This window comes from Allobosea vaviloviae (genome assembly GCF_001298265.1).
Taxonomy (GTDB): domain Bacteria; phylum Pseudomonadota; class Alphaproteobacteria; order Rhizobiales; family Beijerinckiaceae; genus Allobosea; species Allobosea vaviloviae_B.
In genome coordinates, this window is sequence record NZ_LGSZ01000045.1 from 67,622 (window position 1) to 79,407 (window position 11,786).

At 67.1% G+C, this 11,786-nt stretch carries 11 protein-coding genes; 4 read left to right on the top strand and 7 right to left on the bottom strand.

Annotated features, from left to right (window positions below):
• Positions 1-12: 12 nt before the first annotated feature.
• Both AE618_RS14325 and AE618_RS14330 read right to left on the bottom strand, forming a co-directional pair.
• Complete coding sequence (locus tag AE618_RS14325; protein ID WP_054209746.1) at positions 13-1,479, bottom strand: MFS transporter; 1,467 nt, start codon at positions 1,477-1,479, stop codon at positions 13-15.
• 95 nt (positions 1,480-1,574) lie between these two features.
• The gene (locus AE618_RS14330) at positions 1,575-1,877 is read right to left on the bottom strand and encodes a hypothetical protein (RefSeq protein ID WP_054209747.1); all 303 of its coding nucleotides are present in this window, start codon (positions 1,875-1,877) and stop codon (positions 1,575-1,577) included.
• Positions 1,878-2,153: 276 nt separating this feature from the next.
• On the opposite strand from AE618_RS14330, the gene flhA reads away from it, so the two are divergent.
• Both flhA and AE618_RS14340 read left to right on the top strand, forming a co-directional pair.
• Positions 2,154-4,235, top strand: a complete 2,082-nt coding sequence (gene flhA / locus AE618_RS14335; RefSeq protein ID WP_248310884.1) for a flagellar biosynthesis protein FlhA — start codon at positions 2,154-2,156, stop codon at positions 4,233-4,235.
• Between the two features lie 82 nt (positions 4,236-4,317).
• The gene (locus AE618_RS14340; protein ID WP_054209749.1) at positions 4,318-5,205 is read left to right on the top strand and encodes a DMT family transporter; all 888 of its coding nucleotides are present in this window, start codon (positions 4,318-4,320) and stop codon (positions 5,203-5,205) included.
• A 6-nt stretch (positions 5,206-5,211) separates the two neighbouring features.
• Here the strand turns inward: AE618_RS14340 and AE618_RS14345 are convergent, their stop codons facing one another.
• The 3 genes from AE618_RS14345 to AE618_RS14355 all read right to left on the bottom strand — a co-directional run bounded on the left by AE618_RS14345 (position 5,212) and on the right by AE618_RS14355 (position 7,238).
• Complete coding sequence (locus AE618_RS14345; protein WP_054209750.1) at positions 5,212-6,249, bottom strand: lysylphosphatidylglycerol synthase transmembrane domain-containing protein; 1,038 nt, start codon at positions 6,247-6,249, stop codon at positions 5,212-5,214.
• A gap of 121 nt (positions 6,250-6,370) precedes the next feature.
• Positions 6,371-6,745 carry a CopM family metallochaperone gene (gene copM / locus AE618_RS14350; protein WP_054209751.1) on the bottom strand — a complete coding sequence of 125 codons (375 nt, stop codon included), beginning with the start codon at positions 6,743-6,745 and terminating at the stop codon, positions 6,371-6,373.
• An 88-nt stretch (positions 6,746-6,833) separates the two neighbouring features.
• A complete protein-coding gene (locus tag AE618_RS14355; protein WP_054209752.1) occupies positions 6,834-7,238 on the bottom strand; it encodes a hypothetical protein in 405 nt (134 codons plus the stop codon).
• A 95-nt stretch (positions 7,239-7,333) separates the two neighbouring features.
• On the opposite strand from AE618_RS14355, the gene AE618_RS14360 reads away from it, so the two are divergent.
• Positions 7,334-7,948, top strand: a complete 615-nt coding sequence (locus AE618_RS14360) for a GNAT family N-acetyltransferase (protein ID WP_054209753.1) — start codon at positions 7,334-7,336, stop codon at positions 7,946-7,948.
• Positions 7,949-8,305: 357 nt separating this feature from the next.
• Here the strand turns inward: AE618_RS14360 and fliJ are convergent, their stop codons facing one another.
• A complete protein-coding gene (gene fliJ / locus AE618_RS14370; protein WP_054209755.1) occupies positions 8,306-8,710 on the bottom strand; it encodes a flagellar export protein FliJ in 405 nt (134 codons plus the stop codon).
• Positions 8,711-8,939: 229 nt separating this feature from the next.
• Between fliJ and AE618_RS14375 the strand changes: the two genes are divergently transcribed.
• Positions 8,940-10,157 carry an MFS transporter gene (locus tag AE618_RS14375; protein ID WP_054209756.1) on the top strand — a complete coding sequence of 406 codons (1,218 nt, stop codon included), beginning with the start codon at positions 8,940-8,942 and terminating at the stop codon, positions 10,155-10,157.
• A 3-nt stretch (positions 10,158-10,160) separates the two neighbouring features.
• Here the strand turns inward: AE618_RS14375 and fliI are convergent, their stop codons facing one another.
• Entirely contained in the window at positions 10,161-11,501 is a 1,341-nt protein-coding gene (fliI, locus tag AE618_RS14380; protein ID WP_054209757.1) for a flagellar protein export ATPase FliI, read from the bottom strand.
• Positions 11,502-11,786: the final 285 nt, after the last annotated feature.

Below are 11,786 nucleotides of genomic sequence, written 5' to 3' on the forward strand. Positions count from 1 at the left end.
CGGGCCGCAAGGCTACTGGCCCGAATGCGCATCGGCAGCATTGAGGGGGCGGGCGACGCTTTCAAGCGGCTGGCGCTCGGCGCGGACGGCGTAGCGGGCTGCGATCACCGCGGCGGCCAGCATCAGCACGGCACCCAACAGATAACCGGCGAAGACGCTGCCGCGTGAGCCGGTATCGATCAGCATGCCGAAGAGCCAGGGTCCGGCGACGCCGCCGGCTCCCGTCCCGACCGCATAGAAGGCCGCGATCGCCAACGCCCGCATCTCGACAGGAAAGGTCTCGCTGACCGTCAGATAGGCGGAGCTCGCCGCCGCCGAGGCGAAAAAGAACACCACGCTCCAGCAGAGAGTGAGCTGCTGGGCGGTCAGCACGTCGCGCCAGAAGAGATAGCCCGTTCCCGTCAGCAGCAGTCCCGACAGTGCGTAGGTTGCCGCGATCATGGTGCGACGCCCGAGCGTGTCGAAGAACCGGCCGAGGATGAGCGGACCCAGAAAATTGCCCGCCGCGAAGGGCAGGATGAACCAGCCGATGGCCTGTGACGGGACATGGTAGAAATCCGTCAGGATCAGCGCGTAGGTGAAGAAGATCGCGTTGTAGAAGAAGGCCTGCGCCACCATCAGCGAGAGGCCGACGAGCGCGCGCTGCCGATGCGTGACGAAGAGGGCACGGAAGACCTCGCCGAGAGGCGTGACCGCGCGCGGGCGCAGATGTGTCAGGGGCAGGTTCTCGTCGGCGCTCCAGGTCACGCCGGCACGGGCCTCGATCGCGGCGACGATGGCCATGGCCTCGTCCGCGCGACCATGGCTGATCAGCCAGCGCGGGCTCTCGGGGATCCATTGCCGCAGGATCAGGACGACGAGCCCCAGGGCCGCGCCGATGAAGAAGGCAAGCCGCCAGCCCAGTTCGGGGTCTATTACGGCCGGATCAAGCAGGACGATCGCGCCGACCGCGCCGATGGCGGCACCGATCCAGAACGAGCCGTTGATCACAAGATCGACCCAACCACGCACGCGGGCCGGGACCAGTTCCTGGATCGTCGCGTTGATCGCGGTGTATTCGCCACCGATGCCCATGCCGGTCAGGAATCGGAAAGCCACGAAGCTCCAGAAATTCCAGGAGAACGCCGTGCCGGCGGTCGCGGCGAGATAGACCAGAACGGTGATGGTGAAGAGCTTCTTGCGGCCGAGGCGATCCGTCAGCCAGCCGAAGAACAAGGCCCCGAGGACGGCCCCAGCGATATAGGCGGCGCCAGCCATGCCGATCTGCGTGTTGGTGAAGCGCAGCGAGGGGCTGTCCTTCAGCGCACCCGAGAGCGAGCCCGCGAGCGTGACCTCGAGCCCGTCGAGGATCCAGGTGACGCCGAGAGCGACCACCACGAGCGTATGAAAACGCGACCAGCGCAGGCGATCCAGCCGGGCAGGCACATCTGTCGCGATGACGGCTGGGGGGTCGGCGATCGTGGGAGCGGGCTCTGCCATGCCGGATACACCGTTGGCGCCGATCGTCAGCCGCCAGAGAATTGCCTGTTGCGGGGAAAAGCGGAGGCGGCCTCAGCCGCCTCCGCCATCGTCGATCAGCGGATGATCACGCGCCGACGCACGACCGGGCCACGACGGCGGTAATAGGCGCGCGGGCGACGACGCACGATGACGCGTTCGCGAACGACCGGGCGGCCATAGGGACCGCGCCTGCGAATGACGCGCTCGCGCACCACGACCTGGTTGAATTCGGCATCGGCCTTGTCGAGGCCGGCCTTGGTGGCCGCGTCGATATCCCCGGCCTTGACCGGGAGGTGGGCCGGACCCTGCGGCTCGGCCGCCTGGGACAGGGCGATGCCGCCCAGGCTCGCGGCGGCCATGCCACCAAAGATGCTCATCACGAAGGAACGTCTATCCAAAGTCATTCTCCAGTATTTCCGGTTCTTGGAACCGATGATCCCCACGCGGCCAGGGGACAGGCCGAATGCGGCGGTAGGACGGCCATTCAATAACGGCCTGTTCAGGAAAGGGTTCCCGCGTCGGATTTTCCGATGATCTTAACCACTCGTTCACCATGAGCCCGGCAAGAATTGCCGGGTTGCGCATGGTTTGTCGCGCAGGGAGCGGGCTGGTCGATGACCGATGTGACGGCAGGGACGGGCGGCGGCTTCGACATGAGCCGCGGGGCGATGGGGAAGCTCCTCAATCGCCCCGATCTGTTCCTGGCGATCGGCGTCATGGGCATCCTCGTGGTGCTCATCTTCCCGCTGCCGGCGCTGCTGCTCGACCTGCTTCTGGCGCTCTCGATCATCCTGTCGGTGCTCGTGCTGATGACCGCGCTCTTCATCGAGGAGCCGCTGGAGTTCTCGGCCTTCCCCACCGTGCTGCTGATCGTCACGATGTTCCGGCTGGCGCTCAACATGGCGTCGACGCGCCTGATCCTGGCGCATGGGCATGAGGGCGGCGCGGCGGCCGGCCATGTCATCGAGGCCTTCGCCAATTTCGTGATGGGCGGCAATTTCGTGATCGGGGTGATCGTCTTCACCATCCTGATCATCGTGAATTTCGTCGTCATCACCAAGGGTTCGGGCCGTATCGCCGAAGTCGCCGCGCGGTTTGCGCTCGACGCGATGCCAGGCAAGCAGATGGCGATCGATGCCGATCTCGGGGCGGGGCTGATCGACCAGGACGTCGCCAAGGTCCGGCGCAAGGCGCTGGAGGACGAGGCGAACTTCTTCGGTTCGATGGACGGCGCGTCCAAGTTCGTGCGCGGCGACGCGATCGCTGCCTTGCTGATCACCTTCATCAATGTGCTCGGCGGCATCATCATCGGCGTCGCCCAGCAGGGCATGAGCTTCGGCGCGGCGGCGCATAACTATACGACGCTGACTGTCGGCGACGGTCTCGTCAGCCAGATCCCGGCGCTCATCGTCTCGACGGCGGCGGGCCTGCTCGTCTCGAAATCCGGCGTGCGCGGCGCCGCCGACAAGGCGCTCGGCAAGCAGCTCTCGGGCTATCCGAAGGCGCTGGGCATGTCGGCGGCGGTGATGCTGCTGATCGCGATCCTGCCGGGCATCCCGATGCTGCCCTTCCTGATCCTGGCGGGCGGTTCGGCGTGGCTGGCGCGGCATTTCGGGCGGCTTGCCAAGGCGAAGGAGATCGCGGTCGCGGATGCCGCCCAGGCGGCCTCGCCACTGGCGGCGGACGGCACGCCCAAGGAAGAGACGCTCAACGACCTGCTCAAGCTCGACGAGCTCAAGATCGAGATCGGCTATGGCCTGCTGCCGCTGGTGAATTCGACCGGAGGGCAGGATCGCCTGACCGACCAGGTCCGGGCGCTGCGGCGTCAGCTTGCCGCCGAACTCGGCTTCGTCATGCCGGCCGTCCGCATCGTCGACAACGTCCAGCTCGAGGCGAACCATTACTACATCAAGATCAAGGAGATCGATGCGGGCCACGGCATCGTCTATGCCGGCCAGTACATGGCGATGGATCCGATGGGCGGCAGCGTGAACCTGCCCGGGCACAATGTGCTGGAGCCAACCTTCGGCCTGCCCGCCACCTGGATCGACGCCGCGCTGCAGGACGAGGCGCAGCTGCGCGGCTTCACCGTGGTCGATGCGGCGACCGTGATCTCGACGCATCTCACCGAGGTGCTGAAATCGCACATGCCGGAGCTGCTCTCGCATGGCGAGGTTCAGAAGCTGCTGCGCGAACTGCCCAAGGACCATGCCGATCTGGTCAAGGAGATCGTGCCGAGCCAGATCTCGACGACCGGCATCCAGCGCGTGCTGCAACTCCTGCTCTCCGAGCGCGTTTCGATCCGCGATCTCGCCACCATCATCGAAGGCATCGCGGAGGTTGCGGGCGGCATCAAGAATCCGCGCGACATCGCCGAGCATGTCCGCATGCGGCTCGCCCGCCAGATCTGCGCCCAGTTCTCGAACGGGAATGGCCTGCTGCCGATCATCACCCTCTCGCCGGCCTGGGAGAGCGTCTTCGCCGAATCGATCGTCGGCCAGGGCGAGGAGCGTCATCTCGCCATGCAGCCCTCGCGACTGCAGGAGTTCGTGCATCAGGTTCGCGACAAGTTCGAGGATGCGGCCCGCATCGGCGAAATGCCGGCGCTCGTGACGTCAGGCATGGCACGGCCCTTCGTGCGCCAGATCATCGAGCGCTTCCGCCGCGAGACACCGGTTCTGTCGCAGGCCGAGATCCATCCCCGCGCGCGGTTGAAGACGGTCGGGACGGTGTGACGCTAGCCGCCGCCCTTTTCCACGGGTGAGCAATGACGGTCGCGCAATGGTCAGCTATTCGGAAGGCCGCTAAGCCGGCCGCATGTCGACAAACGCCCTCTTCTTCGCCGCCATGTGCCTCGTCTGGGGGCTCACCTTCCTGCCGGTGAAGATCGCGGCGGAGCATGTGCCCCCGATCTTCTTCGCCGCCGCCCGTTTCGTCATCGCCGGCCCGCTGCTGCTGGCCTGGGCCGGGCGTGACGCCCTGCGCGTGCCGGCTGCCGCTCGGTGGCGTCTTCTGGGCACTGCGATGCTGGTGAACACCGCCTGCTACGCCCTGGTGTTCTGGGGAACGGCCCATGCGCCGACGGGGCTGGCTGCCATCGTCAATCTCTCGTCGATCCCGATCTGGTCACTGCTGGCAAGCCGGCTGGTCGAAGGGACCGCCATCACACGCCGGAAGATCGCTGCGGTCGCGCTCGGTCTGCTGGGCTTGTGCTTCCTGTTCTGGACGCGGGCCGGCGGTGGACTGGGTGTGGGAGGCCGCGACCCGCTCGAACTCTGGGGTCTCGCTTCCGTGGCGTTGGGGACGCTGTCCTACTGCACCGGCGCCGTGCTGACCCGCGCGATCGCACCCGCGATCCCGACACTGACGCTGGCCGGCTGGCAGTCGACCATAGGGGCGATCGGGCTCGTAGCGCTGTCGCTGATGATCGAGCCTGTGACGCCGGGCCATCTCGCGGCGCTGGTCTCCTGGCCCACGGGGCAGGCTCTCGCCTTCATCGTCGCGGCCGGATCGCTGGTGGGGTACACGGTCTATCTGCGGCTGCTGCGCGACTGGGGCGCGTTCCGAGCGGGGCTCTATGCCTTCGTCAGCCCAGTGATCGCGGTCGCTGCCGGCGTCGTCGTGCTGGGGGAGCCGTTCGGCTGGGCCGAAGGGTTCGGAGCGCTGCTGATGTTCGGAGCGGCGGCGATCGCGCTCAGGCGCTGAAACCGCTCAGGGCGGCGGCGCGATGCGGGTGTTGCGCTTGAGCTGGGCGCGTTCGAAGGCCAGCACCACCGGCAGCGAAATCACCAGCGGCAGGATCAGGTAGAACAGCCGCCAGATCAGCAGCGCGGCGAAGACGGCCGGCGCCGGCATGCCCGGCATCACCGCCAGAAAAACCGCCTCCATGACGCCGACGCCGCCCGGAACCTGGCTGAGAAGCCCGGCCGAGAACGACAGGAGGAAGGCGCCAAGCACGATCATGAAGCCGGGGTTTCCCTGCTCGGGCAGGGCGAAATAGATGATGCCGGCGGCGCCCGCGAGCTCCAGCGGAGCGGCGAGATATTGCCGGGCGACGATCGGCAGGCGCGGATAGATGACCTCGAACTTGCCGATCCTGAACGGCTTGAACTTGAGCCAGGAGCCGATCGTGTAGAGCGCCACGAACGCGAGCATGCCGACGCCGATGAGCCGTGCCGCGCCGTCGCCGATCGTGAAACGGCTCGACAGCCGCCCGAGCGGGCGCAGGATCTCGGGTTCGTAGAGCAGCACCAGGCCCATCAGCAGAATGGTGCCGAAGGCGAAGGTGAAGGAGCAGAGCGCCACGAGCACAGCGACATCGGCCGCCGTCAGCCCCTTCGCCGTATAGGCGCGGTAGCGCACCATGCCGCCGGAGAACACCGAGGCGCCGATATTGTGCGACAGCGCATAGGTCACGAAGGAGCAGACCGCGATGTAGAACCAGGAGATGCCCTTCTCCTTGCCGATATGGATCAGGGCGATGCGGTCGTACCAGGCCAGCGCGGCATAGGCGACGAGGGTCGCAAGCGCGGCATGGAAGAAGGCCTCCGTCGGGATGACCGCGATCTTCTGGCCGATGCGCGTGGCGACGATGCGCAGATTGTCCCAGAAGCTGCCCTGTTCGAGCAGAGCCTCAATGGCGGCGTCGGTGCCGGCCTCCGCCTTGAGCTTGTCCCAGAGCAGGTCGACCGACCAGACGACCGCGACGAGTCCGATGATCGGCCAGAGATAATCGAGATAGCGTTTCATGAAACCCGCTGGCTGCGAGGAGGCTTGGGGTAAGGACGGCGCGGCGTGTGCCGCCGCCTGTGTGCCAGCGGGCCGACACAAGGGCAAGCGGCGTCGCCGCCGCCTGCCCGGGGTCGCCCGGCTATTTGCCGTTCTTTTTCAGCCAGTCGCGCATTATTGCGATTTCCTTCTCCTGGTCGGCGATGATGCCCGTCGCCAGCTTCTTCAGCTCCGGGTCCTTGCCATGGGCGAGCATGACCCTGGCCATGTCGATGGCGCCCTGGTGATGCGGGATCATGCCGCGCACGAAATCGGCATCGGCATCGCCGGTAAAGGCGATGTCCATGTCCTTGTGCATCTTCATGTTCGCGGCCTTGTAGGCGGTGGTCGCGGCGCTGTCGGCGGTCTTGGCAGCCGGCGCGCCGTGGCCCTGATGCTGCTGGGCGAGGGTGGGGCCAGCCAGCGCGAGGGCACTGAAGAGGCCGAGCGCGAAGCCTGCGGAAACGAAACGTGTCATGGGTTGTCCTTGTGATGGCTGGAGATGGCGGCCGGCATCACGCCGGGCGGCGCCGACCTCTCGAAGCAAAATCGGAAAAAGGCGTCGGTCAGGCCGCTGCGGGGCGCGGCGGACGCTCTGCCGGCTCGGGGCTCAATGCGGCGCGTGATGCGACCGGGCTCGGCGTCAGGGTCCGCCACACCGTCGCCAGGGCGTGGACGGGGAGTGCGGGCGCCTGGCCAAGCAGCCCGCAACCGAGAATGCAGCAGGAGGGGCCCGACGCCTGCGCCTCGCCGGACGGCGCGGATTGTTCGTGGCAGGGGGCCGCCTCGCCATGGGTGTGGTGCGCGGGCGACGCGGCGACAGCCGGGTTCGTGAGCGGGGTGTGCCATGCCGAAGCGGCGAGCGTCGCATGCGGCAGCACCGCGAGCAGCATGACGCCGAGCGCCAGGACGAGCCGCGCCAGCGCGAGGCCGCGCCAGCTTGATCCCGCCCGATGATGCCGCGTCGTCATGAGGTGATGTCTCCGCCCCGATCATGTCATGATCGCGGCAGGGCGCCAGCTGAATCCGGCTGGACCCCGATCCACGTTCCACTGCCCAGGCCGACATGACCCAGACCCTGACCATCAGCCTCACCGGCACCACTGACCTCCCGCCCGGCAAGATCGCGGCCATCGTCACCTCGCTGGAGATGCTGGCGCGGCCTCCGGTGCGGCCCGATCCGCCGGGGCTGGAGGCGTTCTCGCTAGAGCGGATCGGCGGAGACCAGCTCGACCGCTATCTCGCCATGTACAGGCGGCTGGGAGAGCGCTGGATGTGGTTCAGCCGGTTGGTGAAGCCGGCGGCGGAGGTCGCGGCGATCCTGGCCGACAGGGGCGTCGAGACCTACATGGTGCGCCGCGAGGGCGCCGATATGGGCCTGCTGGAACTGGATTTCCGCGTGGCAGGCGAGGCGGAGCTCGCCTTCTTCGGGCTCGACGAGGCGGTGGTGGGGCAGGGCGCCGGGCGCTGGCTGATGAACCGGGCGCTGGCGCTGGCCTGGGCGAAGCCGATCGCGCGCTTCTGGGTCCACACCTGCACGCTCGACCATCAGGGCGCGCCGGAGTTCTACCAGCGCTCGGGGTTCACGGTGTTCAAGCGGGGTGTGGAGGTCGATGACGATCCACGGTTGGGTGGGAAGATGGCGCACGACTGTGTCCCGCATCATCCGGTGATCGGGTAGGGGGCGGAAGCTGTGACGCGCGCGGGATTTACGCACCATGAATAATCTTATCAGGCGATACCCCCGTGCCGCTCTCGCCGTGAGCGTTGTGTCGGGCATCACTCTCGCAAACTTGGCCCGTCAGTATCCAGAATTCTGGTGGTTGAGCCTGGTATTGCTCGCGTTGGCTGTCGCCCTTGTGAGCTGCCTTGTCTGGCTCTTCTCGCCTGTTCGCCAACCGCGAACCGAACGACGCGCGATGCCACCGCTCCAAGACGAGAGCCGAGTCCGAAAAATCGATGATTGACACCCGCAGCGCATAAAAAAGCCCGCCGGACATCCCGGCGGGCCTTTCAAAATCACAACCTCAAACGCCATTCACGCCCTGGGGCGCAGGCCAATCGAGTCCATCATTGCCTGGTCGCGGGCGGCTTCGGCGGCGCGCTCGGTCGCCTTTTCGCGGTCGTCGAGGATCTCGACCTTCTTCATGTCCTCGAAGGCTTCCTGCAATTCGGCCTTGGCCTCGTCGAGCTGGCCTTTGAGATTGTCGGCAGACTGGCGCAGGTTGTCGCGGCGGCCGAGCGCCGCCTTGGCATAGGTCGGATAGGCGAAATGGGCGGGGTCGGAAATGCCGGCCCGGGATTCCTCGCTCTGGATCTCGCGGTCCAGATCGGTCGCCATGCGGTGAAAATCCGCGATCATCATCTCGATCTGGCTTACCCGGCGACGCTTTTCGTCCACCTGGAAGCGCTTGAGACGCAGTAGTGTGTCTCGCGACTTCATGTCGTTTTCCAACTCCTGATTACGCATCGGGCATGCACCGACCCCTCGGCGCGCGCCCGCAACTCCATACCGCGAGACAAAAAGCACAATGGCGCAAGGAGGTTGACCGTTCCTTACCGAAAACCGCCGCATTCGACGCATGGCGCGCCCGCGCCCGGACTGCTGACGCAGGCCGACGGAGGTGGCTATTAGCGGTGGCGGCGCCGTCCTGCCCCGTGGAAGCCCGTCCTTGCCAGCCTTTCCGCGCCTCCCCGACCATGGACTGCCAGAACACGCGCTGCTGATCTGCGGTCTCGTCGTCACCCGCATCATCGGCTGGGGCTCGACGTTCTATGCCTTGTCCGTGCTGGCCCGCGACATCCGGCGCGATCTCGGCCTCGACGTCACGACGGTCTTTGCGGGCATCACCGTCCTGCTGGTGACGGGCGCCGCGTTCGCGCCCGCGATCGGGCGCCATCTCGACCGCGAGGGGACACGTGCCTCGATGTGCATCGGAGCTGTCGCCTGCGCGCTGGGGCTGGCGCTTCTGGGCTGCGCGCAAGGTCCGGTCAGCTATCTCGCGAGCTGGGTGGTCATCGGCATCGGGCACGCCTTCTCGCTGGCGAATGTCGGCAGCGTCACCGTCGCGCATCTGATGGGGCCGCGCACGCGGCGCGTCATCGGGCTGATGATGCTCGCCACCGGGCTGTCCTCGGCCGTGTTCTGGCCGCTGGCCGCCGTTTTGTCGGACACCCTGGGCTGGCGGGCGACCTGGTTCTTGTTCGGCGCGATGCAGATCGTCATCGTCCTGCCGATCTATGCGGCGATCCCGCGCCGTCGGTTCCCTGCCGCCGCAGCCGCTGCGACGCCCGTTCCCGCGACCGAGGTCACGCGTCTGCCGCCCGCGCATCAGCGCGTCGGATTCTGGCTCGTCGCGCTGATCTTCTCGGCAAGCGGTCTGGTGTCCTGGGGCTTGCCGCTGCATCTGATCGACATGCTCAGGGCCTCCGGCATGGCCGAGGCCGAGGCTGTCGGAATCGCCACGCTCAGCGGGCCGGCGACGCTGCTGGCGCGGCTGGTCGATGCGACGATCGGCGATCGGCTGCCGGTCGAGCAGACCGCGCTCGCCGGACTGGTGCTGGGGCCGCTGTCCTGTGTCCTGCTGGTGATGGCGCCGGGGTCGCCGATCGCGGCCATCGGGTTCGTCATCTGTTTCAGCGCGGCGATGGGCGTCATTTCGGTGGCGCGCGCGACACTGCCGCTGGCGTTGTTCGGCCGCGGCAGCTTCGGTGCCCTGATGGGCAGGCTGACCGTGCCGCAGAACCTCGCTTTCGCCGCCGCGCCTCTGCTCTTCGCGGTGATGATCGAGCATTTCGGGCGCGACCTGACGCTGATCGGCTCAGCGGCGATCCAGGTTTTCGCGCTTCTCGCCATGCTGGCCTTGATGCGTCTTCTGGCAAGGCCTTGAGGATCAGCTCGCCATGATCGCGGCCAGCCTGGCATAGCATTCGGCCAGGGGGGTCGCGTCGTCCTTGGCCTGCTTCAGGAAGCCTTCGAGGGCTGGATTGAGACGGATGGCCTCGTCGACTTCGGCAGAGGCGCCCTGGCGGTAGGCGCCAAGCCGAATCAGCTCCTCCATGTCGGCATAGGTCGCGAGCGTCGCGCGGGCCTTCTGGACGACCGGGTAGAAATTCGGGTCGCAGGAGCGCGGCATGGTGCGCGAGACCGATTTGAGAATGTTGATGGCGGGGTAGCGGCCGCGCTCGGCGATGGAGCGCTCCATCACGATATGGCCGTCGAGGATGCCGCGCACGGCGTCGGCGACGGGCTCGTCATGATCGCCGCCATCGACCAGCACCGTGAAGATGCCGGTGATCGCGCCATCGCCGACGCCGGGGCCGGCGCGCTCGAGCAGGCGCGGCAGTTCGGCGAAGACCGTGGGGGTATAGCCCTTGGTCGTCGGAGGTTCGCCGGCCGCCAGGCCGATCTCGCGCATCGCCATGGCAAAGCGCGTCACCGAATCCATCAGGCACATGACCTGCAGCCCCTGGTCGCGGAAATACTCGGCGATCGTCAGCGTGGTCATGGCGGCCTGCTTGCGCATCAGCGCCGGCTCGTCGGAGGTCGCGACCACGACGACGGAACGCGCAAGGCCCTCGGGGCCGAGGTCGTCCTGGAGGAATTCCTGGACCTCACGGCCGCGCTCGCCGACGAGGCCGATGACGTTGACGTCGGCGCGGGCGTAGCGCGCCAGCATCGAGAGCAGCACCGACTTGCCGACGCCGGAGCCTGCGAAGATGCCCATGCGCTGGCCGAGGCAGCAGGTCAGGAAGGCGTTGAGCGAGCGCACGCCGAGATCGAGCGGCCGGCCGACACGGCGGCGCGAATGGGCCGGCGGCGGGTCGTTGCGAAAGGTGAAGAGGGCCTCGCCCTGGGGCAAGGGCGGGCCGCCATCGACGGGGCGGCCGAGCGCATCGACGACGCGGCCGAGCCAGGCCGAGGTCGGCTTGATGCCGGGCTGCGCCTTGTCGACATAGGCCGGACAGCCGCGACGCACGCCATCGAGCCCGCCATAGGGCATGACCAGCGCCTTCTCGCCGGAAAAACCGATGACCTCGCAGGGAACGCGGCTGCCCGGGGCGATCTCGATCTCGATGCGGCCGCCCAGGCTCATCGCGCCGATCGGGCCGGCGATCTCGACCAGGAGTCCGCGCACGGCGATCACGCGGCCGTAGACGGTCGTGGAGTCGAGCCCGGCGATCGTGGCGGCGAGCTTGGAGAGGTTGTCCTGGGCGTGCGCGGCGCTGTTCATCGATGCTTCCGTCGTCCCGTCACCGCCATCGTCTCACTGATTTGCCTCACAACGGCAAGGCCGGGGCCGGCTTCGCCGCACCCGCCGGCGTCAACACCGCAAAACCCAGTGAAGGCGCTCGTTTTCGATCCTGATGGCGGATGCGAGGTCCGAAGCGAAAACTGATGAACGGCTTCGTAATCAATCCTAACAGATTGGGTTCGTTTACCGTTCATTAAGACGGGTGATTAACACTGTGTTCTGAGGCTGCGTTGCGAGGCCGGGTCGTTTGGGCCCGGTTTGCGG